Genomic DNA, 24,572 nt, shown 5'->3' with positions numbered 1-24,572 from the left:
CCTCAGTCGAAGACCGACCAGCAGATCTCGTTGCGGATTCGCTGGTCGTCGAGGACGAGCTCGCGGATGGGCTCCGGGAGCTGCTCGCGCTGCCAGCGGCACTCCCGGCGCCCGGTCTCGATGGCCTCGCCGGGTGGCGCGGCGTCGCGTACGGCCTTGATGGCGTACGCCGCCGCGCCCAGGTCGTGGGCCGCGACATGGGCTACCACGCCGGCCTGTCCGGCGGCGTAGGCGGCGTTGCGGGCGGCCCCACGCAAGGGCCGGGCCGCGCCCATCGCGTGACCGCCGAGTGCACGAGCCTCCATCATCTTCAGCTCACCGCGGGTCCAGGCGCGCGCGGCCTCGATGGCCTCCCGCGGCCGCGCGTCGTCGGGGCACTCCGCCTCGAAGAGCGGGAGGACGTGCTCTGCGCAGGTCGCGGCCCACAGCGCGAGCAGCTGGTGGTCGGCGTCGGTGAGCGTGCCGCCTCGGCGGACCGTGATCAGGCGCGGGTCGCGTTCCTTGGCCAGGATCATCGCTCTCCCCCGGTCTCGGGCCCGGTCTCTGGACGGTCCGGTCCGGGGCCGTCGGGATGAGTGAGGTCGTAGGCGGCGGAGACCTTCTTCGGGACGCACAGGCGCCAGGCGTCGACGACGAACTCACACGCCTCGACCGGGTCGAGCGCGGCCAGGGACGACTCCACCCAGTTGAACCGCATCTCCGACTCACGGGGCAGGTGGAACTTGTCGGGCGCGCTGGCGACCAGTGCGGCGCGCTCCTCCTTCGGGAAGCCGAACCCCATCTCGGTCTCGTCCAGGGAGAAGGCGACATAGACGATCGAGCCGACCCGGAACTTCAGCCGGCCGCGTACGAAGACCTCGTAGGACCGCTCCAGGCTCGAGCCGAGCCAGCGGACGTCCGCCACGGTTGCCATGTTCGGAGCGTAGGCGCAGACTCCCCCGACGGCACCCGAGTTTCGCGCCCATCGGCCTCGCCACCGCGACATCATGACCTCATGGCGGCGAAGGTGGATCTGAAGAGGACGCTCGACAGCTATCGGGCACGTCAGGGTGAGTTCCGGGTGCTCGAGGTGCCACCGCTCCCCTACCTGATGGTCGACGGGCACGGTGATCCCAACACCTCCCAGGAGTACGCCGATGCGCTCGCGGCGCTCTACCCGGTGGCGTACAAGCTGAAGTTCGCCAGCAAGAACGAGGGCCGCGACTATGTGGTGCCGCCGCTGGAAGCGCTGTGGTGGGCCGAGGACATGGACGCGTTCACCCGGGCACGCGACAAGTCGCGCTGGGACTGGACCGCGATGATCATGACGCCCGACTGGGTCACCGCACAGATGTTCGACGAGGCGGTCGCGAAGGTCGGCGCCAAGGACCGCCCGGCGAGCCTGGGCGAGGTACGCCTGGAGACGCTCGCGGAAGGCACCTGCGTGCAGACGCTGCACATCGGGTCCTACGACGACGAGGGGCCGGTGCTCGAGGAGCTGCACGAGCGGTTCATCCCCGAGAACGGGCTGCGGATGACCGGGAAGCACCACGAGATCTATCTGGGTGACCCGCGGCGGGTGGAGCCCGCGAAGCTTCGGACGATCCTGCGTCAGCCGGTCGCCTCGTAGGCTCCGCGAATCTCGGTGTACAAGTGTGGACTGAAACCCTTGTCAGCGTGACGGCGCTCACATTACTCTTCAGTAACTCGGGACGCAGCGGTCCCGCCTACGTGAGGAGAGTCCCCCCATGGCTCAGCACGCATCGAGGCTGTTCGTGAAGCGTCCCGGCAGGCACGCCGTACGCACCCTGGTGACGGCTCTGGCCGTCGCCGCCGTCATGCCCACCGCCCTGGCCGCGCCGGCCGAGGCCGCCGACCAGAGCACCGCCGTCGTCTCCCGCGGCGTCGAGATCCCGGAGTTCTACAACCCACCGGCAACGCTTCCTGACGCCGACGGTGCGCTCGTACGCACCGAGCCCCTCCCCCTCGGCGTCGGCCTCTCGATCCCGGGCATCGGCTCGCTGCCCGGCACCGCGACCCGGGTCATGTACAAGACGACCGACAACAACGGCTCCCCGGCCGCGGTGACCGGCGCCTACATCGAGCCGTTCGCGGCCTGGAGCGGTGCCGGCGACCGGCCGCTCGTGGTCGTCGCTCCCGGCACCATGGGCCAGGGCGACCAGTGCTCGGCCTCGCTCGGCCTGGAGCGCCCGATCCTCTTCAACGGCAAGACCGTCTCGGTGGGCTACGAGGACATCGGGATCTACCGTCTCCTGGCGCGCGGCGTGGCGGTCATGGTCACCGACTACGTCGGCCTGGGCGCCACCGACCGGCTCCACACCTATGTCGACCGCGTCGACGGAGGTCACGCCGTCCTCGACGCAGCGCGGGCAGCGCGCGAGGTCTCGGACGCATCGGTGACCGCCGGGTCTCGGGTCGCGCTCTACGGCTACAGCCAGGGCGGTGGCGCGACCGGATCGGCCTCCGAGCTCGCCCCGACGTACGCTCCCGAGATCAACCTCGTCGGCGCCTACGTGGGCGCTCCGCCCGCCGACCTGCGCGCGACCGCGATCGGCATCGACGGGTCGGCGCTGGTGGCTGCGCTGGCCTGGACCATCAACGGTCTCGCCCAGTCCAACCCGGAGCTGCGGCCGATCCTGGACGAGAACCTCAACGAGGCCGGCCACGCTGCGCTGGAGGACCTCTCGACGGCGTGCGTCGCGGACGGGATCTTCGGCTACCCGTTCCAGCGGAGCACCAGCTGGACCACGACCGGCGAGAGCCTCGACGACATCATCGAGCGTGAGCCGGCGGTGCGGTCGATCATCTCCGAGCAGAAGCTCGGGCACGTGGCCCCGCGGATCCCGGTACGCCTGGCCACCGGCACCCAGGACGACATCGTCCCGCACGAGCAGTCTCGGCAGCTGGCCGTCGACTGGTGTGGTCGGGGAGCGAAGGTGACCTACCAGGCGGTCATCCTGCCCAACCTCGGCGACGGGCTGGTCACCAACCACGTCACCCCGCTGCTCGTCGACCAGACCGCCGCGATCAACTGGATCACCGACCGGGTCAAGGGCGTCGCCGCCGGATCCAACTGCGCGACGATGCCCGCTCAGCCCTGAGCCGCGCGTAGCCGCACGGACAGGCAGGTGACGCAGCCTTCGAGCTTCTCGAACTCGGAGATGTCGACCGGCACGACCGTATAGCCGCGCTCCTCGAACATCGCTCTGCTCAGCGGTGCCGAGGCGGCCATCAGCAGCGTGTGGTCGTCGAGGACGACCACGTGGGAGCCCGATTCCTCGGGGACCGGCAGGAACCGGGCTCCCCACACGCTCGGGTCGTCGACCAGCGGCTCGTGGCCGATGACGGTGCCGTCGGGCAGCGCGGTGACGGCCGACTTGAGATGGAGCACCTTCGTGAGGGGGACGGCGACGACCTCGGCGCCGAGGGGTCCGAGCAGTGCCCGGAGCTGGGCGATCCCCTCGGCGTTCGTACGCCCGCCCTCCCCCACCCACACGGTGTCCCCGTGCTTGAGCACGTCGCCGCCGTCGAGAGTTCCGGGCGCCTCGATGTGGGCGATCCGGTAGCCCCGCGCGCGGACGGCGTCCTCGGCCGCGTCGATCTCCGGGCGCCGCTCCAGCGCACCCGGCCGGCTGATCACGGCCAGGTCCGCGAAGACGACCATCGTGTCCTCGACGAAGACCGAGTCCGGGCAGTCTTCGGCGGGATCGACCTCGTGGGTGGTCCAGCCGGCGGAGCGCATCGCGGCGACGTACGCCTCCCACTGCTCGTGGGCGAGGCCGACGTCGACCGGGCTCCGCTCGATGTGGGTGACGAGCCCCTCGGCGAGGCGGGGCGAGGGGCGGCGTACGAGAGCGTGCATGGGTGAAGTATCCCTACCCGATCCAGAACCGGAGCTCGTTGCCGAGCTGCTCGTCGAGCACGCCCCCGTTCTTCTCGATCACCCGCCGGGACGGCTCGTTGGAGGGGACACAGGTGAGCAGGGCACGGGATACGCCGTGCTCGCGGGCCTTCTCGAGGCCGAGCTCGAGCATCCGGGTCGCGTGGCCCTGGCGCCGCCACGGGGCGACGACGTGGTAGCCGATGTGACCGCCGTCGACGGCGAGCTCGGGGGTCAGCGTGTGGCGCACGACGAGGGTGCCGAGATAGTGCTCCTCGGAGACGTACCAGTAGACCGTCGACATCACGTCCCAGCGCTCCTTGTCGTGGTCCCGGGCGGCGACGAACGCGTCGAAGTCCTTGCTGGCCGGTCCGAGCCAGTCGGTGTCGGTGCCGCGCAGGAGGCAGTCGGCCTGTTCGCCGGTGAGATAGGAGGTGCGTACGGCCGTCGTCGGACGGACCAGGCGAGGTGGTTCGCTCAGCGTGATCATCGCCGGCGATGCAACCACACGGCATGCTCCGAACGCACCGGGTTTTGACTGTGGCGGCGGATAGATTGAGCACCATGAGCGAGGACGAGGACCGCAGGATGTTCGAGCCGGAGTCGTGGGAGGAGCGCTACGCCGGCGAGGAGAAGGTCTGGAGCGGCAACCCGAACCCCCAGCTCGTCGCCGAGGTCTCCGAGCTGACGCCCGGCACGGCGCTCGACGTCGGCTGCGGCGAGGGCGGCGACGTCATCTGGCTCGCGCAGCAGGGCTGGACGGTCACCGGCGCCGACTTCTCGGCCAACGGGCTGGCCCGGGCGAGGCGACATGCCGAGAACGCCGGGGTCGCGGACCGTACGTCCTGGTGGCAGCTCGACGCGCGCACCTTCGACGCCGAGGGCCGGCAGTTCGACCTGGTCACCTGCCACTTCCTGCACACCCCGGACGGGAGCATGGTCGACGTCGCCGGCCGCTTGGCCACCGCGGTCGCTCCCGGGGGCCACCTCCTCGTCGTCGGCCACGCGCCCTCCGAGGTCTTCGCGCGCCATGGCCATCACAACGCGATGTTCCTCGCCTCAGACCTGGTCCCCGGCCTCCCAGACGGCTTCGAGCCGATCGTCGTCGAGCAGCGCCCCCGCTTGACCATCCGCGACGGCGTCCCGGTCCAGATCGACGACTCGACCCTGCTCGCCCGCCGCGCCCTACCGGCGTGAAAGAAAAATTCCTTTCACGCCGAGGGCAGGGTCCTCAGTCGCGGACCATCCTGCGCTCGATGCCGACGAGGTCGGCCTTGCTCTCGCCGTCGAACCGGAAGCCCTGGCGTTCGTAGAACGCCGTTGCGCGCTGGTTGCCGTCGAGTACCCAGAGGTACGCCGCGGAACCCCCGACGGCGACCTCGAACAGTGCATGGCCAAGACCGGTGCCATACCTCTCCGAGCGGACATAGAGGGCGGAGAGCTCGAGCGGTGGCAACCCCGGGTCATGCTCGCGAGCGGGCCCGGAGCTGGCGAAGCCCAGCAGTCGCCCCGGCTCGTCGCCCTCAACCACCAGGTTGGAGATCGGACCGGTCTCGATGTTCGTACGCCAGCGATCGACCCTCACCGACCGCAGAGATCTCCGTTCGGCGAAGATCCGGTCGGGCATCAGGCCGGAGTACGCCTCCTCCCACACGTCGAGATGGAGGTCGGTCAACGCCTCGGCGTCACCGACTACAGCCGCCCTGATCCTCATGCCCGGAGGATAGGGAGAAGTTCAGTCGAGACACCACTCGTTTCCCTCGGGGTCCTGCATGACGATGAAGCCGAGGCTCATCGGCGGGTCGGGCTCGAAGCGGCGTACGCGGGTGGCGCCCAGCGCGACGACGCGCTCGCACTCCGCCTCGAGTGCGGCCATCCGGTCCTCACCCTGCAGCCCGGGAGCGGCCCGGACGTCGAGGTGCACGCGGTTCTTGGCGGTCTTCGACTCCGGCACGCGCTGGAAGAAGACGCGCGGACCGGTGCCTGCGGGATCCTCGATCGCCGAGGCGTTGTTGCGCTGGTCTTCCGGCACGCCGACGCGAGCGAGGAACTCGTCCCACGCATCCAGCGGGTCGCTGCCCTCGGGGACGTCGACCCCCGGTGGACCCGGGTGGACGTAGCCGAGGACATCACGCCAGAACGTGGAGAGCGCGCGTGGGTCGTGCGCGTCGAAGGTGACCTGGAAGGTGCGGGTCTCGAGTGCCATGGCTCCACCATGACACCGAAACAGGACGGTCGGCGTCCGCTATCGGCGATGAGCGGGAGCGGGCAGCCCGAGGCCGCGGCGCTCCTCCATCCGCCCGGCGATCATGGGGACCACGATCGCGGCGGCGACGATGTGGGTCAGGCACAGGACCCCGACGAAGGCCAGATCGAACTCGAGGAACGGCAGCACGTCGGGGACCAGCGAGAGCCCGGTGAGCACGATCATGGTGATCTGGAAGGTCGAGCGGGGCATCGTGGCCACCCGGATCATCACCTCGGCGATGATGATGCCGATCAGCGAGCAGTAGACGGTGAGCATCGGGAACGCCGAGAGCGGTACGTCCCCCACGCTGCTGCCGAAGTCGACCCCGGTCGCCTTGGCGGTCACGGCCATCAGGCTGGTGGCGACCGCGGCGATGGCGGTGGCCACCAGCCCGCGTGGCCATACCGGCGCCGGCCGCTCCCGCACCGGAGTCATCTCCACCGCCGGCTGGGCCGGACGGGTCCAAGCGGTGTGCTCGGACTGCCCGGGCGTACGCCTGTGCTCGGGAACGTAGAGGGTCATCGCGGCTGCTCCTTCGTTGATGCTGCAACCAACGCACACTAAGCGCACCGCTCACGGTCGACCGCATCCAGATGCCCTCAAACAGGCGTGATTCCCGCCACCCGAACCCGTCCAGCTGCTAGGCCTCAGGCCCCGACGTACGCCGCCAGGTGCTCGCCGGTGAGCGTCGACTTCTTGGCGACGAGCTCGGCGGGCGTACCTTCGAAGACGACGAGACCTCCGTCGTGACCGGCACCCGGGCCGAGGTCGATGATCCAGTCGGCGTGAGCCATGACCGCCTGGTGGTGCTCGATCACGATCACCGACTTGCCGGCGTCGACCAGCTTGTCGAGCAGCGCCAGCAGGTTGTCGACGTCGGCGAGGTGGAGACCGGTGGTCGGCTCGTCCAGAACGTACGTCCCGCCCTTCTCCCCCAGATGCATGGCCAGCTTGATCCGCTGCCGCTCGCCGCCGGAGAGGGTGTTGAGCGGCTGGCCGAGCTTGAGGTAGCCGAGGCCGACGTCGGACATCCGCTCGAGGATCTTGGCGGCCGCGGGCACCTTCGACTCGCCCTCGGAGAAGAAGGCGTGCGCCTTGGCGACCGAGAGGTCGAGCACCTCGGCGATGTTGAGCCCGCCGAGACGGTATTCGAGCACCAGCGCCTGGAACCGCTTGCCGCCGCAGTCCTCACAGGGCGAGGCGACCGTCTCCATGAACCCGAGCTCGGTGTAGATCATCCCGTTGCCCTTGCAGGTCGGGCACGCGCCCTCGGAGTTGGCCGAGAAGAGCGCCGGCTTGACCCCGTTGACCTTCGCGAACGCCTTGCGGATCGGCTCGAGAAGTCCGGTGTACGTCGCCGGGTTGCTGCGCCGCGATCCCTTGATCGCGCTCTGGTCGACGAACTCCACGTCGGCGCTGGCGGGGATGGAACCGTGGATGAGCGACGACTTCCCGGAACCGGCCACGCCGGTGACGACCGTGAGCACACCGAGCGGCACGTCCACGTCGACGTTGCGCAGGTTGTGGGAGGTCGCCCCGCGGATCTCCAGGTGCCCCTTCGGAACCCGGACCGACTCCTTCAGCGACGCGCGGTGCCCGAGGTGGCGCCCGGTCAGGGTGTCGGCCTCGGCGAGCCCCTCGAAGGTCCCCTCGAAGCAGATCGTGCCGCCGTCGCTGCCGGCCCCCGGACCGAGGTCGACGACGTGGTCGGCGATCGCGATGGTCTCCGGCTTGTGCTCGACGACCAGCACGGTGTTGCCCTTGTCGCGCAGGTCGAGGAGCAGCTTGTTCATCCGCTGGATGTCGTGCGGGTGCAGCCCGACGGTGGGCTCGTCGAAGACATAGGTCACGTCGGTCAGCGCGGAGCCGAGGTGACGGACCATCTTCGTACGCTGCGCCTCACCGCCGCTCAGGGTGCCCGACGGCCGGTCGAGGGAGAGATACCCGAGACCGATCTCGACGAACGAGTCGAACAGATGCAGCAGCCCGGCGACCAGCGGCGCCACCCCGGGATCGTCGATCGTCCTGAGCCACTCTGCGGCGTCGGTGACCTGCATGGCGCACACGTCCGCGATCGACTTGCCGCGGATCTTCGAGGAGAGCGCCGACTCGTTGAGCCGGGTCCCACCGCAGGCCGGGCACGGCTGGAAGACCGCCGCCGCCTCCACGAACTTCTTGATGTGGGGCTGCAGCGCCTCGACGTCCTTGCTGAACATCGACTTGCGGATCTTCGGGATCAGGCCCTCGTAGGTCGCGTTGATGCCCTCGAGCTTGATCTTGCGCGGCTCGGCGTAGAGCAGGTCGTGGCGCTGCTCCTCGGTGAGGTCCTTGACCGGGACGTCCGGCGGCACGACGACCTTGTAGGCGGCCACCATCCACCCGTCGGCGGTGTAGCCGGGCACCAGGATCGCCCCGTCGACCAGCGACTTCGACTCGTCGATGATGACCGTCAGGTCGAGATCGGAGATCGTCCCGCGGCCCTCGCACTCGGCACACATGCCGCCGAGGTAGACCGCGTCCTTGACGATCGTCTTCTCGCCCTTGGGCCCGGTCATCACCCCGCTCGCGCGGGTGGTCGGGATGTTGAAGGAGAACGCGGTCGGACCGCCGATATAGGGGTCGCCGAGCCGGCTGAACAGACTGCGGAGCATCGCGTAGGCGTCGGTGACCGTGCCGAGCGTCGAGCGCGGGTTGGCGCCGAGCCGCTCCTGGTCGACCAGGATGGCGGTGGTCAGCCCCTCCATCGCGTCGACCTCGGGTCGCGGCAGGCTGGGCATGAACCCCTGGATGAAGGTCGAGTACGTCTCGTCGATCAGCCGCCGCGACTCCGCCGCGATCGTGCCGAAGACCAGCGACGACTTCCCTGACCCCGACACCCCGGTGAACACCGAGAGCCGGCGCTTGGGGATCTCGACCGAGACGTCCTTGAGGTTGTTCTGCCGTGCCCCCTGGACTCGGATCAGGTCGTGAGTGTCTGCGCTGTGCTCGTTCGAGCCGGGGTCGGTCATGGCGATCAGGCTAGTCGGAGGCGTGAATCCAGGCCTGCACATTTCCGACTCACTTGACCTGCTGCAGCCGGATGGTGTTGCCGGCCGGATCACGGAAGGAGCAGTCCCGCATCCCCCAGTCCTGGTCGGTCGGCTCCGACATGATCTCGCCGCCGCTGGCCTCGATACCGGCCTGGATCTTCTCGAACGCGGCGTCGACGTCGGTGGAGGAGAGCATCAGGCTGGCGAAGGTGCCCTTGGCCATCATCTCCTGGATGACCCGGCCCTCCTCCTCGCTGATGTTCGGGTCGGCCAGCGGCGGGTAGAGCACGACGCTCACGGCGGGCTGCGCCGGCGGCCCGATCGTGAGCCAGCGCATCGCCTCGTACCCGACGTCCTTCCTCACCTCGAATCCCAGCAGGTCGCGGTAGAACCTCAGCGAGGCCTCGGGGTCGGTGTGCGGAAGGTAGCTGTGGCAGATGTTGATGTCCATGGACCTCAACCTATGTAGGGGTCCGGCACCTTCGCTTCTTCATTCCTGATCGAACTGCGCCGGATCGGCCGGGTGACCTGTTTGGAGACGCACGGTGGGATCCCGCCGCCACCCTCGGTGGCCTTCTCGCGGTAGAGGCTCGGCGACATCCCGACGAGCTCGCTGAACCGGGTCGAGAACGTCCCCAGCGACCCGAAGCCGACCGCGAAGCAGATGTCGGTGACGCTGAGGTCGCCGCGCCGCAGCAGGGTCATGGCCCGCTCCACCCGGCGGGTCATCAGGTAGGAGTAGGGCGGCTCGCCGTAGGCCTTGCGGAACTCCCTGCTCAGATGGCCGGCCGACATGTGTACGCCAGCGGCGAGAGCCTCCACGTCCAGGGGCTGCGCGTACTCCCTGTCGATGCGGTCCTTGACCTTGCGCAGCAGCTTGAGGTCGCGCAGGCGCTGCTCCTGGCTCTGCCCACCACTGGCCTTCGTCGTCACCACAGGATCTTCGCATTTCGAGGCAGCCCATTTTGGGGAAGCCAGAACTCGTCGAGCCGACGATGTCGAAAACACGTGCTGCCATTCGTGGAGTAGGTGAAGGAACAAAACGCGGATAGGAGAAAGTCATGTGGGACACAGCTCAGCACTCAGAGAACACCAACGTACGCAGCTTCCCGATGTCGCACTTCCTGCCGTGCCCGCGGTGCGGCCACGAGGTGCACACCTACCTCGCCTGCAGCGAGACCTGCGGCTGTGCGCCCGTCGTGATGCCGGGCAGCGTCCCGCTGGCGGCCTAGACCTTCAGGCCCGACTCGATCGCGAAGACGACGAGCTGGGCGCGATCACGGGCATGCAGCTTCACCATCGCACGCGAGACGTGCGTACGGACCGTGTCGGGGCTGACCACGAGCTCGGCGGCGATCTCGGCGTTGGAGCGGCCGGTGGCCACCCAGGCGACCATCTCCCGCTCACGCTCGGTCAGATCCCCCAGACGAGGATGCGGGTTCGCCGCCCGGCGTGACGAGCCGAACTCCTCGATCACCCGCTTGGTCACCGTCGGCGCGAGCAGCGAACCACCGTCAGCGACCACCCGGATCGCGTCCAGAAGCGCGACCGGCTCGGCGTCCTTGAGCAGGAACCCGCTCGCTCCCAGCCGCAGCGCCTCGAAGACGTACTCATCGAGCTCGAAGGTCGTCAGCATCACCACCCGTACGTCCTTCAACGAGGGGTCGCGGGTGACCTGCTCCAGCAGGCCGAGGCCGTCGAGGACCGGCATCCGGATGTCGCACAGGACCACGTCGGGGTGGGTGCGGCGCAGCATCGGCAGCGCCGCGCTGCCGTCGGAGGCCTCGCCGACGACCTCCAGGTCGGGTTCGGCGCCGATCATCGTCGCCAGGCCCATGCGCACGAGGGGCTGGTCATCGACCAGAGCAACCCTGATCAGCGTGTGATCGGTGATGCTCATGCCAGCCCCTCCGCGCCACCCGCCGAGGACCCTGAAAGCGGGAGGGAAGCCCGCAGCCGGAAGCCCCGTACCTCCGGCCCCGCCTCTAGGGTGCCCCCAAGTGCCTCCACGCGCGACCGCATTCCCTCAATTCCCATCCCAGGACGCCTTTCCCCGCTCAACATGTCCGATCCCCGCCCGTCGTCGTCGACTGTCACGACCATCTCGGCCGCGGGGGTCGAGACGATCGCCACCTCGGCTCGCGTCGCTCCGGCATGCCGCAGCACGTTGGTGAGCCCCTCCTGGACCACGGCGTACGCGGCCCGCTCGGCCTCGGCCGACGCCGAATCCACCTCGAGGCGGAGCGAGACCTCCAGTCCCCCGGTGCGCACCCGCTCGACGAGAGCAGGCAGGTCGGCGAGCCCGTGCTCCGGTGCCCGCGGGGCCGAACCGGCGCCGGTCTCGGTGTCGGTCAGCCGGGCCAGCTGCCGGCGCAGCAGGTCGAGCGACTCCTTGCTCTCGGCACGGATCGCCTCCAGGTTGCGGCGGGCCGCCCCGGGATCGCGGTCGAGGACGTGCAGCGCGGCACCGGCCTGCATCGCGATCACCGCGAGCCCGTGACCGACGCCGTCGTGCAGGTCGGCGGCCATCCGCACCCGCTCCTCGCTGACCACCCGCCGCTGCCGTTGGGCCCGGGCCTCGTTGCGTGAGCGCAGCGCGCTCGCGATCGCACCGCAGGCGGCGATGAGCGCCACCTGCCCGAAGGCCTGCCACAGCGAGAGGTCACCCTCCGGGCCGCCACCCTGTCCCCAGGGCCCTCGTCCGGGACCGCCGTCGAACTGAGGGCTCTCGGGGTTCAGCACCATCCCGGTCGCGACCAGCGTCGCGGCAACGGCCGCCCACCCGATCCAGCGTCGCGGCGGCAGCGCCAGTGCCACCGCGAAGGTGACCACGGGCACCGCCATGAAGATCGGTCCCTCGGCATAGCCCGCGGTGAAGTAGGCCCCGGCGCACAGCCCGCTGACCGCGAGCATCCAGCCGCGGGGCCGCTGCAGGAGCACCGGGAGGACGGCGACGAGGGCGAGCAGTGCCCCGAGGAGGGCCGGCCCGCGGGTGTCGGTGCGGGCGTTGCTGCCCAGCGAGCCGACCAGCTCCACCACGACGACCAGCCACGGCAGCCAGTGGCGACGGATCCGGGACATGGACCCGACCCTAGTTCGCGCGGCCGCGCGAGGCGTACGACAAATGCGGCCAGCCGCCTACGCAGATCTGCGTAACCGGGAGCATCGCCGACGCCGATGCGACCCAGGGGCGGTCACGAGAGCGTGAGAGGCATGAACGAACGAGTGGTTGAGACCGACGGGCTGACCAAGCGGTACGGCGACAGGCTCGCTGTAGACCGGGTCAGCATGACCGTCATGCGTGGCGAGGTGTACGGCTTCCTCGGCCCCAACGGGGCCGGCAAGACGACCACCTTGCGGATGATGCTCGGCCTGATCCGGCCCACCGCCGGATCGGCCAGCGTCCTGGGCCGTCCCGCCGGACGACCCGAGGTCACTGCCCGCATCGGCGCCCTGATCGAGGGCCCCGGCTTCTACCCCTACCTGAACGGCCGCGACAACCTGCGCACGATGGCCCGCTACCAGGGGCTGCCGAACACCGAGGTCGACCGGGTGCTCGAGATGGTCGACCTCGCGGACCGGGCGAAGGACGCCTTCAAGGGCTACTCGCTGGGGATGAAGCAGCGCCTCGGCGTCGCCGCCGCGATGCTCGGCTCACCGGACCTGCTGGTGCTCGACGAGCCCACCAACGGGCTCGACCCGGCCGGCATGGCCGACATGCGGGCCCTGGTCGTCGCGCTCGCCGAGGCCGGTCAGACGGTGATCCTCTCCAGCCACATCCTCGCGGAGGTGCAGGAGATCTGCGATCGCGTCGGCGTGATCGACAACGGCCGTCTGCTGCGCGAGTCGACCGTCGCCGACCTGCGCGGTGGCGCGACCCTACGCGTCCGGGCCACCCCCGAGGACGCCGCCCTGGCGGCTCTGATGCGGATGGCCGGCGACGAGGGCGTACGCCGCATCGGCAACGAGACGCTCGAGGTCGACCTGCCCGTCACCGCGGCTCCCGACGTCGTACGTCAGCTGGTCGCCCACTCCATCGATGTCCACGAGGTCACCGTCGCGGAGCGTTCCCTGGAGGACGTCTTCTTTGAGATGACCAGCAACAAGGAGCTCGTGTCATGAATGCGCTGAATGCAAGAAGCTGGATGAACAGCACCTCCGCTGAGCTGCTGCGACTTCGCAAGTGGTCGGCGATCTGGGTGATCGTCGGGGCCTGGCTGGCGCTGTCGCTCTCCTTCGGGTACGTCTTCAACTACGTCGCATACAAGACCGGCGACGACAACTTCGCCGGCGACGGTGCCAGCAACGCCCAGCTGCTGGCCGAGCTGATGCCGAGCGCGATCCCGGACGTCATCGTCAGCGGCCTGCCGATGTTCGGCGGGGCCCTGGCGATGGTGGTCGGTGCGCTGGTGGCCGGCAACGGGTTCGGGTGGGGCACCTGGAAGACCGTCTTCACCCAGGGGCCGAGCCGGTTCGCCGCCGTCGGCGGCTCACTGACCGCGGTGACGATCTTCATCTTCGCGATGATGACCGCGACCCTGGCTCTGTGCGCGGGCGTCTCGGTGGCGATCGCGGCGACCGAGGGCCAGTCGATCACCATGCCGGCCCTGAGCGACCTGGCGCAGTCCTTCGGCTCCGGGTTCCTGGTGCTGGAGATGTGGGCGCTGCTCGGGTTCCTCGTCGGCGTGCTCGCCAAGGGGCCGGCGCTCGCCGTCGGACTGGGCCTGGTCTGGTCGCTGGTGGTGGAGAACCTGCTCCGCGGCGTCGGCAGCCTGCTCCCCGGCATCGAGACCGTCACCGACGCCCTTCCGGGCACCGCCGGAGGCTCGTTGGCCGGCGCGATCATCGGCGGACCCAACGGCACCCCGGGCGTCCTCGACGCGATCTCCGGCGAGCGGGCGCTGATCACCGTGGCGGCGTACGTCCTGGTCGCCGCGGCCGCGGCGGTGGTCGTGATGAGGCGACGCGACCTCGCGTGAACGGCGCTTAACACACCTCGAGGCATGTCGTTGACATGATCTCGGGGTGTGGCCGCGTACGCGAGTGTGATCTTCGTTAAGTCTACTGTGTTTGTGGACAACAACCGCGTTGTCTCAGCACTTTCGACATCCAGAAGAGGTTCCCACCCGTGTCCTCAAGCACGCCTGAGCCCACCCCGCTCATCGAGGCTCCCAAGTCCAAGCTCCCGCTGATCATCGGGATCGTCGTCGCCGCCGCCATCGTGATCGGCGGCCTCGCCTTCTTCCTCACCCGCGACGACGACGCCGGCAGCGAGCTGACCAAGGTCACCATCGGCGTCGTCGGCGCCGACGACCCCTACTGGAAGACGTTCCAGGATGCCGCTCGCGAGGAGGGCATCGACCTCGAGGTCAAGAACTTCGGTGACTACAACCAGCCCAACCCGGCGCTGTCGGAGGGCGAGCTCGACCTCAACCAGTTCCAGCACATCATCTTCCTGGCCGACTACAACGTCCAGAACGACGACGACCTGGTGGCGCTCGGCTCGACCGCGACCTATCCCCTGGGTCTCTACTCCTCGAAGTACACCTCGCTCGACGACATCAAGGCCGGCGAGACCGTGATCGTCCCCGACGACGAGACCAACCAGGCCCGCGGCCTGGTGCTGCTGCAGTCCAAGGGCCTGATCGAGCTGACCGACGGTGGCACCCCGTTCAGCACCATCAAGGAGGTCGACACGGCAGCGTCCAAGGTGAAGGTCCGGGCGGTCCAGGCCTCGATCACCGCCTCCTCGCTCCCCGACGTCGCCGCGGCGATCATCAACAACGACTTCGTCGAGGACGCCGGCCTGAAGTTCGAGGACGCGCTCGCGACCGACGACCCCTCCGACCCGAAGGCGCTCCCCTACGTCAACATCTTCGCCGTACGCGCCGAGGACAAGGACAACGCGACCTACAAGAAGCTCGTCGAGATCTTCCAGACCAACGAGGACGTACAGCAGGGGGTCTACGAGACCTCCGGCAACACCGCCGAGCTGGTGAAGATCCCGGTCGAGGACCTGCAGAAGTCGCTCGATGACACCGAGAAGCAGGTCGAGGAGCGTCAGTGACGCACTCGGCCACCGTTGCGGAGCCGCTGGTGCGGCTCCGCAACGTCACCAAGACCTACCCGGCGGCGAAGGGGCGCAACGAGGTCCACGCCGTGGTCGACGTCGACCTCGACATCGCCGCCGGTGACGTACAGGCGATCGTCGGCTACTCCGGGGCCGGCAAGTCCACCCTGGTCCGGCTGCTCAACGGCCTCGAACCGGCTACCTCGGGCTCCATCCAGGTCGGTGGCACCGAGCTGGTCGGCCTGCACGAGCGGCAGCTGCGGCCGATCCGCCTCGGCATCGGGATGATCTTCCAGCAGTTCAACCTCTTCGAGTCGCGTACGGTCTGGGGCAACCTGGCCTACCCGCTGCAGATCGCCGGCATCGCCAAGGACGAGCAGCAGCGCCGGATCTCCGAGCTGCTCCACTTCGTCGGGCTCCCCGACAAGGCCCACACCTACCCGCGCAACCTCTCGGGCGGACAGAAGCAGCGCGTGGGCATCGCCCGCGCGCTCACGACCAACCCCTCCCTGCTGCTTGCCGACGAGGCCACCAGCGCACTCGACCCGGAGACCACCCACGAGGTGCTGCGCCTTCTGAAGAAGGTCAACGAGGAGTTCGGCACCACGATCGTGGCGATCACGCACGAGATGGAGGTCGTACGCGAGCTCGCCGACCACGTCGCGGTCATGGAGAACGGGCGCGTGGTCGAGTCCGGAGCCGTCTACGACGTCTTCTCGGCGCCGCGACAGCCGGTGACCCGGCGCTTCGTCGGCACTGTCGTCGACGACGAGCCCGCCCCCGAGGCGCTGGCGGCGCTACGGTCCCGCCATCCCGGCCGGTTCGTGAAGGTCGAGCTGCGCGAGGGCGGGCCCCGCCAGACTGACATCTTCTCGGTCCTCCTCGAGCGCGGGATTGCCTTCGAGCTCGTCTTCGGCGGCATCGAGGAGATCCAGGGCGCCACCTTCGGCAACCTGACGCTTGCCCTCGACGGTCCTGCGACCTCGGTCGACGAGGCCGTACGCGAGCTGGCCGCCCTCGTCACCACCAAGGAGGTGTGATGCTGACCGCTCTCCCCACCGACACCCGCCTCGGCGAGCTGTGGCCGGACATCTGGCAGGCCACCGGCGAGACGCTGCTCATGGTCGCGCTGACGATGCTGATCGGCGGCACCCTGGGTCTGCTGCTCGCGCTCGGCCTCTACCTGACCCGCAAGGGTGGGCTGTACGAGAACGCCGTCGTCTCGGTCGTCCTCAACGTCCTGGTCAACTTCTTCCGGCCGATCCCGTTCATCATCTTCATCGCCGCCGTCCAACCGGCGGCGCGGCTGGTCGTCGGCACCGGTATCGGCATGCCGGCGGTGGTGTTCTCGCTGATCCTCGCCGCGATGTTCGGCATCGCCCGGATCATCGAGCAGAACCTCGTGACCGTCCCGCCGGGAGTGATCGAGGCTGCCCGGGCGATGGGTGCGAGCCGTGCCCGGATCGCCGCCACCATCGTCCTTCCCGAGGCGCTGGCGCCGATCATCCTCGGCTTCACCTTCGCCTTCGTGGCGGTCGTCGACATGTCGGCCGTCGCCGGCCTGATCGCGGGTGGCGGTCTGGGCAGCTTCGCCCAGACCTTCGGCTACCGGCAGTACGACCCGACCGTCACCTGGGTCTGCGTGCTCATCCTGGTCGCGCTCGTGCAGGTCATCCAGCTGCTCGGCAACACGCTCTCGGCGCGGATCCTGCGCCGCTGAGGCTCGGCCACGACCCTCAGGCGCGAGCCAGGATCTCGCCGTGGAGGACGGAGAACCAACCGTCCTCCGCCTCAGCCCACGACCGCCACCCGTCCGCGACCCGGGCGAGGTCGGCGGTCGTGGCGTCTCCGGAGTCGACGAGCTGGCGAGCGACCGCCGAGTCGGTGAACCGGTCGGCCCACATCCCGCCCCACCAGGCCCGGTCCTCGGGGGTGGAGAAGCACCAGGTGCTCGAGGTGGCCTCGATGTCGTCGAACCCGGCCGCGCGCGCCCAGGAGACCAGCCGGCGCCCGGCGTCGGGCTCACCGCCGTTGGCCCGCGCGGCATGACGGTAGAGGCGCAGCCACTCGGCCAGCTCGGCCGACTCCGGCCACCAGACGAAGGCCGCGTAGTCGCTGTCCCGTGCCGCCACGATGCCTCCGGGCTTCGTCACCCGTCGCATCTCCCGCAGCGCCTGCACCGGGTCCTTCACGTGCTGCAGCACCTGATGGGCGTGAACCACGTCGTACGTATCGTCCTCGATGCTCAGTGCGTGCACGTCCTCGACCCGGAAGTCGACGTTCGTGACTCCCCCGGCCTCGGCGGACTGCCGGGAGAGCTCGAGCTCGGGCTCCCCGATCTCCGTGGCGGTCACGTGAGCGACCCGGCCAGCGAGATCGAGCGTGATGGTCCCCGGTCCGGCACCCACGTCGAGCAGCCGCTGCTCAGGGCTCAGCCGGGGCAGCAGGTACGCAGCGGAGTTCTCCGCCGTACGCCACCTGTGCGAGCGCAGGACCGACTCGTGGTGGCCATGGGTGTAGGTCGACATGCATCGACTCTACGCGTAGAATCCCGAAAGGTGAGACGTAAATATCACTATACGGACACGCGCTGGAGTGTCGAGTCGGCGCAGCCGAGCCGCCGTCGGGCCCAGAGCATCCCGCCCAGGAGCCCGCCGAGGAGCAGCGTGTTGAGCACGATGACCACGCCGGTCTCGAAGGGCGCCGCGCCACCGCCCGGCCGCGCATCCTCGGGCGGGACCTCGTGACGGTCGAACACGACCTGCTCCTGGTCGGAGGCCCGGGGCTCGTCGGCCGTAGCCGCGCTCAGCGCCGCGGAGGCGAGTACGACGGCAACCATCCCGGCGAGCAGAATCCGCAAGGTGCGACTCATCATGCTCCCGAGCGTGCGCGCCGGGCCCGTCAGGAACCCGACGCACACCGTCCCTACCGGCAACAACCCGGTGAACAATCAGGAGGCGTCGATCAGGTCGAGATCAGCCGGTTGAACACCCGGTTGGCCCAGCTCGGGGTGACTCCGGAGAGGCCGAGCAGGACGCGCGCCTTGGTGCCGACGCCGCGATGGACTCCACCGAGGAGGCCGTGGCCGCTGGTCGCGGCGGCGTAGACAGACTCCGCGACGTCGTCGGGAGTGAGCGAGACCTTGAGCCGCCGCAGCGCCGGGAAGTCATGACCCCACACCATGGAGGTGTCGGCGAAGAGCGGCCACAGAGCCGTCACCGTGATCCCGTCGCCGGACCACTCCAGGTCGAGGGCCTCGGAGAGGCCGCGTACGGCGAACTTGGTGGCGGAGTAGATCGCCATGCCCGGCTGGCCGTAGATGGCCGAGGCGGAGGCGAGGTTGACGACGTGGGAGCCGGGCCGCAGGAACGGGCGCGCGAGGTGGCAGCCGTTCACCAAGCCCTTGACGTTGACGTCGATGATCGCCTGTTGCCGGTCCAGCGGCAGGTCGGCGAACTTGCCGATCTGGATGATGCCGGCGTTGTTGACGAGTACGTCGAGGCTGCCGCCGCTCACGGCGACGAAGCCGTCCAAGGCGGTCTGCCAGGACACGGCGTCACGTACGTCGAGGGTTCCGGTGACCAGCTCCCCGGCGAGCGGCTCGACGTCGGTCGCCAGCGATGCCAGGCCACCGAGGTCGATGTCGTAGGCGCCGACCAGCCATCCCTCACGGGCGAAACGCAGCGCGGTCGCCCGGCCGATGCCGGCGGCCGCGCCGGTGATCAGTACGGATCTCGGCACGCCGCGGTCAGGCCCTGGCGAAGTCGTTGCTGGTGTCGAAGAACCAGACCGTCGAGTCGGTGCACACGATCCGGTCGAGCTTGCCGACCGCGACCTGTGAACGCGGCGTCTTGCCCGAGGCCAGCACCACGTCGTAGGCGTCGCTGGTCCGCAGCACCGACCACGGCTCGGACTCGGTGCCCTCTCCGGTGCTGATGATGCTGTCGAGCGCTGACTGGGCCAGGATCGACTCGCGTTGGGCCTGCTCGAGGTTGCCGAGGCCGCGCTGAGCGTCGGCGAGGGCGGCGTGGGCCGACGGGCTGAAGATCGCGCCGGGCATCAGCCCGTGGACGGCGGCGATCGCGCCGGCGTAGTCACCGACCGACATCATCGGAGCGATCATCTCGGTGATCTCGAGATCGGGCCGGAAGTTCGGAGCCTCGAGGATCGCCTCCCGCAGGGCTCTCAGCGACTCCGGGCTCGGTTCGCGAAGATAGACGTCAAGCAGCTCAGCGTACGTAGCCAACAGGGGTCCCCCTTGAATAACGGTCGCCGTGCACGGTAGCCAATAGCGCGGCTACGTGGGGCGGTTGACAACGATTATGCGCCCTTTTGTGACCCGGAAGTTGCGCGGTCCACAGGTTTCTACCGCCAGCCCAGGTCAGGGGCTACGTGGGTCAGGATGCTCTCCAGGGCATGCGCGTTGTAGTCGACGCCGAGCTGGTTCGGCACCGTGAGCAGCAGGGTGTCCGCGGCCTGGATCGCCTCGTCCTCGGCGAGCTCATCGACCAGGACGTCGGGCTCGGCGGCGTACGAGCGTCCGAAGATCGCGCGGGTCTGGTCGTCGATGTTGCCGATCTGGTCCTTGGTCTGCCGGTCGAGGCCGAAGTAGCGCCGGTCCTCGTCGTTGACGAGGGCGAAGATGGAGCGCGAGACCGAGACGCGCGGCTCACGCTCGTGTCCAGCCTCCTTCCAGGCTTCGCGGTAGGCCTCGATCTGCTCGCGCTGCTGGATGTGGAACGGCTTGCCGTTCTCGTCGTTCTTGAGGGTCGAGCTCTGCAGGTTCATGCCGAGCCCCGCGGCCCAGCGCGCGGTCGCCAGCGAGCTCGAACCCCACCAGATCCGGTCGCGCAGCGTCTCGGAGTAGGGCTCGACCCTGAGCTTGCCCGGCGGGTTGGGGAACATCGGCCGCGGGTTGGGCTCGGCGAACTGCGCCCCCTCGATGATCTTGAGGTACGTCTCGGTGTGAGCACGGGCCATGTCTGCCTCGGAGGCGTTCTCGCCGGGGTCGTAGCCGAAGTAGCGCCAGCCTTCGATGACCTGCTCGGGTGAGCCGCGGCTGATCCCGAGCTGCAGGCGCTCGCCGGAGATCAGGTCGGCGGCCGCCGAGTCCTCGGCCATGTAGAGCGGGTTCTCGTAGCGCATGTCGATGACACCGGTGCCGATCTCGATCTTCGAGGTGCGGGCGCCGACCGCGGACAGCAGCGGGAAGGGCGAGGCGTACTGGCGGGCGAAGTGGTGAACCCGGAAGTACGCACCGTCGACCCCCAGCTCCTCTGCGGCGACCGCGAGCTCGATCCCCTGGATCAGCGCGTCGCGTGCCGACTGCGTCTGCGAGTAGGGCGACGGTGTCCAGTGGCCGAAAGACAAGAATCCGATGTTCTTCACGACTAGTAGAACTCTCAACAGTCCGCCAGGATTCCCTCAGAGCGGCCGCAGACGACGACCGGGTCGGGTGGCCCAGGGCGGCTGGGACCTTCGCCTCTGACTGTTCTGCACTCCGGAATCGGCTCCGAACTGACACCAGCTTGTCGGTGGTGACCTGCAGTTCTGCGTTCTGTTCTCATTCCATCAACACGCAGGAGCACGTTCGTGCGCCCGGTAAAGCGGACGTCCACACGGCATCAACAGCAGCCCCTTATGAGTTTATCTATCGGTCGACCGAATAATCATATCGGTCGACTGACCAGGGAAAACAATGTCTCGGCGTGTTGTCCGAGCTCTTCCGAACTCGCGGATTATCGTGTTACATATCAGGCAGCTTCACCGATAAAGACCGACCAACATTCTCTGGGGGATGAATTAATTATGTGGGACACCGTTGAGGTGCAGAGCTTCACGCTTTCTCACGACATGCCGTGCCGCGACTGCGGTCACGCACGTCACCGCTTCTTGCCGTGCGACTCCGACTGCGACTGCCGCGCCCACGAGGTAGCGGAGCTACTGGAGGTCGCCGGCGCTCGCTGAACCACTGGCGTCAGCTGTCTCGGGCGTCCAGAAACGGTGACCACCGCAGTCGCGGTGGTCACCGTTCTTTTGTTCGAAAGCCGGAAATCTCAAAGACGGCTCGGTGGCGGAAGTAGATCGTCCGCAACCAGGTGGAGGATCGATTCATGGACATCGTTCTCGTACCCGGCCTCTGGCTGGACGCCTCCTCATGGGACCTCGTCGTCCCCCATCTGACCGACGCCGGCCACACTCCGCGGCCGCTCACCCTGCCCGGCCTCGAGTCGGCCGAGACGGACCGATCCGACGTGCATGTCGCTGACCAGGTCGCCGCAGTGGTGGCGGCCATCGACGAGTCGGCTGCGCCGGTGATCCTCGTCGGCCACTCGATGGGCTGCGCGGTGGCTGGCGCCGCCCTCGATGCTCGCGTCGACAAGGTCGCCGCCGTGGTCTACGTCGGCGGCTGGCCGGCCGAGCCGGGCATGATCCCGGCCAAGAACTTCCCCACCGACGGCGCCGACCTGCCGCCGGTGCCGTGGGAGGAGTTCGACGAGGCCGACGTACGCGACCTGGACCGCGCCACCTTCGAGGCGCTGCTGCGGCCCTCCCCCGCCAGCCTCACCTCCGAGCCGTTCGAGCTCAGCGACGAACGTCGCTACTCGGTCCCGGCAGTGTTCGTCTGCCCCGAATACACCGCAGCCGATCTGAAGGGGTGGATCGCTGAGGGCACCGAGTCGGTCGCCGCCATCCCGAAGCACAAGGACGCGACCTTCGTCGACCTGCCCACTGGACACTGGCCGCAGCTGACCAAGCCGGCCGAGCTCGCGGCCATCATCGGGCAGAGCGTCGGCCGCAGCGGCGCCTAGGCGGCCGTCGGGTAGCGTCGATCGCGTGCGCACTCGGCTCGCTGCCCTGACCACCGTCACAGCCCTGGCGCTCGTCGCCGGCTGTGGCGGTGAGCCGACCTCGGATCCGGCCGGCAGCCCGTCGGCATCATCGCGCGCCCCGTCCTCGACGCCAGTCCCGTCACCGACGACGGTCCCTCTGGACGACGCGTCGGTGCCACTGGCAGACCGCCTCACCCAGGCGATGGCGACGGTCGCCGCTGGAGAGCCAGGAGCCGAGGACGTACGCGACGCCGCGCTGTTCGAGCAGACGACCGCCCGCGACCTCGCCCGCGGGTCGAAGGCGAAGGCCGACGACGTGCTGGGTGCGCTGGGCCGCGCCGACCGCGCCCAGCTCGAGTCAGACATCACCGCGGCGCGCGAGCTCATGGTGATGACCGACCCTCAGCCCGAGCTCCCGGACTGGAGGATCCTGACACCGCCGACGCCGAACGATCTGCGCCCGCTCTACCGCACGGCGCAGCAGGAGACCGGGACGCCGTGGGAGTACCTCGCCGCCGTCCATCTGGTCGAGACCCGGATGGGTCGCATCCGCGGCACCAGCACCGCGGGCGCCCAGGGCCCGATGCAGTTCCTGCCCTCGACCTTCGCCCAGTACGGCGCCGGCGGCGACATCAACGACCCCGCCGACGCGATCATGGCCGCCGGCCGCATGCTCGCCAACAACGGCGCTCCCGGCGACATGGCCGGCGCCCTGTGGTCCTACAACCACTCAGACCGCTACGTGGCGGCCGTCAGGGCCTACGCCGAGCAGATGAAGCGGTCCCCCGCTGCGTACGACCTGTACTGGCACTGGCAGGTGCTCTACCGCCACCAGGACGGCACCATGCTCCTCCCCGAGGGCTACCCCCAGAAGAAGCCCGTACGCATCGGCGACTAGTAGGGGCGCTCGACGGCGTACTGGACGAGGCTGACGTCCTCGCCGCGGTAGGTGTCGGAGCCGTGGCGGCCGGTCTCGATGAAGCCGGTCGCGTCGAAGAGCTTCTTGGCGCGGGTGTTGGTCTCGTGCGTCTCGGCCCAGATCCGGGTCAGGTCGAGGACGGAGAAGCCGTAGGTGAGCGCGGTCTTGATGGCTCGCTGACCGAGACCATGGCCCCACCGCGAGCTGGGGCCGATGGCGAGACCGAGCTCGCGGGTGTCGGGGGCCAGGCCGTGGAGATCGGCGTAGCCGACGACCTCCTCGTCGAGCTCGACCGCGAGCCTGATCAGTTCGGGCGGCGGGGCATCGATCAACCGGCGCCAGTGGCGGAGGTGACCGTCACGGTCGCGCTCCGGCCAGCCGTTGGCCACCCGGAACTCCTCATCGTGTGCCCAGTCGGCGAAGACGTGTTCGTCGCCCGGTGACAGCGGGCGCAGGCGCATGGTGTCGGTGCGGGGCATCGGTCGAGTCTCTCAGATGAGGCGCTCGGCCGATCCCCCGCCCGGGATCAGCGTGGATCAGTAGGTGAGCTGGACCTTGGTCGCGAGCCGCTCATCCATGAGGCGGTAGCCCTCGGCGGCTTCGGAGAACGGCAGCGCCTTGTCGAAGACCAGACCGGGGTTGATCGTGCCCTCCAGCGTCAGGCGCAGGAGGTCGGGGAGGTAGCGGCGTACCGGCGCCATTCCGCCCTTGAGGCCGACGTTGGTGCGGAAGAGCGCGTTGACCGGAAGGTTGACGTCGTGCGGGACGCCGACGAACCCGACGGTCGCACCCGGGCGAGCCACCTTGGAGGCCGTCTTGAAGGACTGGTCGGTGCCCACGCACTCCAGGACGTAGTCGGCGCCGATGCCGCCGGTGAGCTCGCGTACGGCCGCCTCGCCCTCCTTGCCGCGGGCCGCGACGATGTCGGTGGCGCCGAACTTCTTGGCGATCTCCTGGCGGGCCTCGTGGCGCGACATCGCCACCACCCGCTCGGCGCCGAGCTGGGCAGCAGCCAGCACGCCGCACAGACCGACCGCGCCGTCGCCGACCACGACCGCGGTGCCGCCCTTGGCTCCGTTGCCGAGGCCGGACATGACCGCGGCGTGCCAGCCGGTGGCCATCACGTCGGTGAGCGCCAGCAGGTCGGGGTACATCGACGGGTCCGGCGTCTCGTCGAGCTTGACCAGCGAGCCGTCGGCCTGGTTTACCAGGGCGTACTCGCTCTGTCCGCTGACCGTGAACCCGAGGTTCTCACAGACCGACTGGACTCCGGCCAGGCAGTGCGGGCAGGTGTTGTCGCAGTGGTCGAAGGGGACGATCACGAAGTCGCCGACCCTGAAGTCGCGTACGTCGGCACCGACCTCCTCGATCACGCCGATGCACTCGTGGCCGATGGTGCGCGGCTCCTCGATGTCGCCGTTGGAGCCGCGGTAGTTCCACAGATCGGAGCCGCAGATGCAGGAGCCCACGACCTTCACGATTGCGTCCGTGGGCTTCGTAAGAGCAGGATCGGGTACCTGGGTGAAGCGGATGTCGCCCACCCCATGGATAGTCGTCGCGCGCATGGTGGCATCCTGTCACCCGGCGTACGAG

30 protein-coding genes are annotated in these 24,572 nt (G+C 69.0%); 11 read left to right on the top strand and 19 right to left on the bottom strand.

The annotated features are described in order from the left end of the window. Positions 1–2 precede the first annotated feature (2 nt). Both OH802_RS19495 and OH802_RS19490 read right to left on the bottom strand, forming a co-directional pair. Positions 3–515 (bottom strand): putative immunity protein, encoded by a 513-nt coding sequence (locus OH802_RS19495; protein WP_406021199.1) that lies wholly within the window; start codon positions 513–515, stop codon positions 3–5. After that, on the bottom strand, positions 512–913 hold the full coding sequence (locus tag OH802_RS19490) for an MmcQ/YjbR family DNA-binding protein (RefSeq protein WP_406021197.1): 402 nt from the start codon (positions 911–913) through the stop codon (positions 512–514). The genes OH802_RS19495 and OH802_RS19490 overlap by 4 nt, the downstream gene beginning before the upstream one ends. Positions 914–994: 81 nt before the next feature. Here OH802_RS19490 and OH802_RS19485 point away from each other — a divergent pair, with 81 nt between their 5' ends. Together OH802_RS19485 and OH802_RS19480 are read left to right on the top strand one after the other, a co-directional pair. Continuing rightward, positions 995–1,609 carry a GyrI-like domain-containing protein gene (locus tag OH802_RS19485; protein ID WP_406021195.1) on the top strand — a complete coding sequence of 205 codons (615 nt, stop codon included), beginning with the start codon at positions 995–997 and terminating at the stop codon, positions 1,607–1,609. 118 nt (positions 1,610–1,727) lie between these two features. Beyond that, positions 1,728–3,101, top strand: coding sequence for a lipase family protein (locus OH802_RS19480; protein ID WP_406021193.1), 1,374 nt, complete (start codon positions 1,728–1,730; stop codon positions 3,099–3,101). Here the strand turns inward: OH802_RS19480 and ddaH are convergent. After that, positions 3,092–3,862, bottom strand: coding sequence for a dimethylargininase (gene ddaH / locus OH802_RS19475; protein ID WP_406021190.1), 771 nt, complete (start codon positions 3,860–3,862; stop codon positions 3,092–3,094). The two genes, OH802_RS19480 and ddaH, sit on opposite strands and share 10 nt — an antisense overlap. A gap of 13 nt (positions 3,863–3,875) precedes the next feature. Further along, complete coding sequence (locus OH802_RS19470; protein ID WP_355021441.1) at positions 3,876–4,370, bottom strand: GNAT family N-acetyltransferase; 495 nt, start codon at positions 4,368–4,370, stop codon at positions 3,876–3,878. A 74-nt stretch (positions 4,371–4,444) separates the two neighbouring features. Here OH802_RS19470 and OH802_RS19465 point away from each other — a divergent pair, with 74 nt between their 5' ends. Next, the gene (locus OH802_RS19465; RefSeq protein ID WP_406021188.1) at positions 4,445–5,077 is read left to right on the top strand and encodes a class I SAM-dependent methyltransferase; all 633 of its coding nucleotides are present in this window, start codon (positions 4,445–4,447) and stop codon (positions 5,075–5,077) included. A 34-nt stretch (positions 5,078–5,111) separates the two neighbouring features. Here OH802_RS19465 and OH802_RS19460 read toward each other — a convergent pair whose 3' ends face one another. From OH802_RS19460 to OH802_RS19435, 6 genes are all read right to left on the bottom strand, one after another. After that, positions 5,112–5,594 (bottom strand): GNAT family N-acetyltransferase, encoded by a 483-nt coding sequence (locus tag OH802_RS19460; protein ID WP_406021186.1) that lies wholly within the window; start codon positions 5,592–5,594, stop codon positions 5,112–5,114. Between the two features lie 21 nt (positions 5,595–5,615). Continuing rightward, positions 5,616–6,086, bottom strand: coding sequence for a VOC family protein (locus tag OH802_RS19455; RefSeq protein WP_406021184.1), 471 nt, complete (start codon positions 6,084–6,086; stop codon positions 5,616–5,618). A 39-nt stretch (positions 6,087–6,125) separates the two neighbouring features. After that, the gene (locus OH802_RS19450; protein WP_406021182.1) at positions 6,126–6,650 is read right to left on the bottom strand and encodes a DUF6069 family protein; all 525 of its coding nucleotides are present in this window, start codon (positions 6,648–6,650) and stop codon (positions 6,126–6,128) included. A gap of 125 nt (positions 6,651–6,775) precedes the next feature. After that, positions 6,776–9,136 carry an ATP-binding cassette domain-containing protein gene (locus OH802_RS19445; protein WP_406021180.1) on the bottom strand — a complete coding sequence of 787 codons (2,361 nt, stop codon included), beginning with the start codon at positions 9,134–9,136 and terminating at the stop codon, positions 6,776–6,778. Between the two features lie 49 nt (positions 9,137–9,185). Next, positions 9,186–9,608, bottom strand: coding sequence for a VOC family protein (locus OH802_RS19440; protein ID WP_355021447.1), 423 nt, complete (start codon positions 9,606–9,608; stop codon positions 9,186–9,188). 5 nt (positions 9,609–9,613) lie between these two features. Further along, the gene (locus tag OH802_RS19435; protein WP_406021178.1) at positions 9,614–10,090 is read right to left on the bottom strand and encodes a helix-turn-helix transcriptional regulator; all 477 of its coding nucleotides are present in this window, start codon (positions 10,088–10,090) and stop codon (positions 9,614–9,616) included. 128 nt (positions 10,091–10,218) lie between these two features. On the opposite strand from OH802_RS19435, the gene OH802_RS19430 reads away from it, so the two are divergent. After that, the gene (locus OH802_RS19430) at positions 10,219–10,389 is read left to right on the top strand and encodes a hypothetical protein (protein ID WP_406021176.1); all 171 of its coding nucleotides are present in this window, start codon (positions 10,219–10,221) and stop codon (positions 10,387–10,389) included. Here OH802_RS19430 and OH802_RS19425 read toward each other — a convergent pair. Together OH802_RS19425 and OH802_RS19420 are read right to left on the bottom strand one after the other, a co-directional pair. Further along, positions 10,386–11,057 carry a response regulator gene (locus tag OH802_RS19425; RefSeq protein ID WP_406021174.1) on the bottom strand — a complete coding sequence of 224 codons (672 nt, stop codon included), beginning with the start codon at positions 11,055–11,057 and terminating at the stop codon, positions 10,386–10,388. The two genes, OH802_RS19430 and OH802_RS19425, sit on opposite strands and share 4 nt — an antisense overlap. Next, positions 11,054–12,238, bottom strand: a complete 1,185-nt coding sequence (locus OH802_RS19420; RefSeq protein WP_406021172.1) for a sensor histidine kinase — start codon at positions 12,236–12,238, stop codon at positions 11,054–11,056. The genes OH802_RS19425 and OH802_RS19420 overlap by 4 nt, the downstream gene beginning before the upstream one ends. Before the next feature lie 132 nt (positions 12,239–12,370). Between OH802_RS19420 and OH802_RS19415 the strand changes: the two genes are divergently transcribed. From OH802_RS19415 to OH802_RS19395, 5 genes are all read left to right on the top strand, one after another. After that, a complete protein-coding gene (locus tag OH802_RS19415; RefSeq protein ID WP_406021170.1) occupies positions 12,371–13,279 on the top strand; it encodes an ABC transporter ATP-binding protein in 909 nt (302 codons plus the stop codon). A 23-nt stretch (positions 13,280–13,302) separates the two neighbouring features. Next, positions 13,303–14,136 carry an ABC transporter permease gene (locus OH802_RS19410; protein WP_406021168.1) on the top strand — a complete coding sequence of 278 codons (834 nt, stop codon included), beginning with the start codon at positions 13,303–13,305 and terminating at the stop codon, positions 14,134–14,136. 149 nt (positions 14,137–14,285) lie between these two features. Further along, positions 14,286–15,224 (top strand): MetQ/NlpA family ABC transporter substrate-binding protein, encoded by a 939-nt coding sequence (locus tag OH802_RS19405; RefSeq protein ID WP_406021166.1) that lies wholly within the window; start codon positions 14,286–14,288, stop codon positions 15,222–15,224. Next, positions 15,221–16,267, top strand: coding sequence for a methionine ABC transporter ATP-binding protein (locus OH802_RS19400; RefSeq protein WP_406021163.1), 1,047 nt, complete (start codon positions 15,221–15,223; stop codon positions 16,265–16,267). Before OH802_RS19405 ends, OH802_RS19400 begins: the two co-directional genes overlap by 4 nt. After that, entirely contained in the window at positions 16,267–16,947 is a 681-nt protein-coding gene (locus tag OH802_RS19395; RefSeq protein ID WP_406021161.1) for a methionine ABC transporter permease, read from the top strand. Before OH802_RS19400 ends, OH802_RS19395 begins: the two co-directional genes overlap by 1 nt. A gap of 16 nt (positions 16,948–16,963) precedes the next feature. Here the strand turns inward: OH802_RS19395 and OH802_RS19390 are convergent, their stop codons facing one another. The 5 genes from OH802_RS19390 to OH802_RS19370 form a co-directional block, all read right to left on the bottom strand. Continuing rightward, entirely contained in the window at positions 16,964–17,755 is a 792-nt protein-coding gene (locus tag OH802_RS19390; protein WP_406021159.1) for a class I SAM-dependent methyltransferase, read from the bottom strand. Positions 17,756–17,802: 47 nt separating this feature from the next. After that, complete coding sequence (locus tag OH802_RS19385) at positions 17,803–18,099, bottom strand: hypothetical protein (RefSeq protein ID WP_406021157.1); 297 nt, start codon at positions 18,097–18,099, stop codon at positions 17,803–17,805. 92 nt (positions 18,100–18,191) lie between these two features. Further along, on the bottom strand, positions 18,192–18,968 hold the full coding sequence (locus OH802_RS19380) for an SDR family oxidoreductase (protein ID WP_406021155.1): 777 nt from the start codon (positions 18,966–18,968) through the stop codon (positions 18,192–18,194). Positions 18,969–18,975: 7 nt separating this feature from the next. Continuing rightward, complete coding sequence (locus OH802_RS19375; RefSeq protein WP_355019965.1) at positions 18,976–19,473, bottom strand: DUF4919 domain-containing protein; 498 nt, start codon at positions 19,471–19,473, stop codon at positions 18,976–18,978. 119 nt (positions 19,474–19,592) lie between these two features. Continuing rightward, on the bottom strand, positions 19,593–20,615 hold the full coding sequence (locus OH802_RS19370) for an LLM class flavin-dependent oxidoreductase (protein WP_406021153.1): 1,023 nt from the start codon (positions 20,613–20,615) through the stop codon (positions 19,593–19,595). Positions 20,616–21,340: 725 nt separating this feature from the next. On the opposite strand from OH802_RS19370, the gene OH802_RS19365 reads away from it, so the two are divergent. Further along, positions 21,341–22,039, top strand: coding sequence for an alpha/beta fold hydrolase (locus OH802_RS19365; protein ID WP_406021151.1), 699 nt, complete (start codon positions 21,341–21,343; stop codon positions 22,037–22,039). Between the two features lie 25 nt (positions 22,040–22,064). After that, complete coding sequence (locus tag OH802_RS19360) at positions 22,065–22,958, top strand: transglycosylase SLT domain-containing protein (protein ID WP_406021149.1); 894 nt, start codon at positions 22,065–22,067, stop codon at positions 22,956–22,958. On the opposite strand, the gene OH802_RS19355 is transcribed toward OH802_RS19360, so the two are convergent. Both OH802_RS19355 and OH802_RS19350 read right to left on the bottom strand, forming a co-directional pair. Further along, positions 22,955–23,458 carry a GNAT family N-acetyltransferase gene (locus OH802_RS19355; RefSeq protein WP_406021147.1) on the bottom strand — a complete coding sequence of 168 codons (504 nt, stop codon included), beginning with the start codon at positions 23,456–23,458 and terminating at the stop codon, positions 22,955–22,957. The two genes, OH802_RS19360 and OH802_RS19355, sit on opposite strands and share 4 nt — an antisense overlap. 57 nt (positions 23,459–23,515) lie before the next feature. Next, entirely contained in the window at positions 23,516–24,544 is a 1,029-nt protein-coding gene (locus OH802_RS19350) for a zinc-dependent alcohol dehydrogenase family protein (RefSeq protein WP_406021145.1), read from the bottom strand. Positions 24,545–24,572 lie beyond the last annotated feature (28 nt).

The organism is Nocardioides sp. NBC_00850 (assembly GCF_045207335.1).
Classification (GTDB): Bacteria; Actinomycetota; Actinomycetes; order Propionibacteriales; family Nocardioidaceae; genus Nocardioides.
This window is presented reverse-complemented; position numbering and strand designations above follow the sequence as displayed.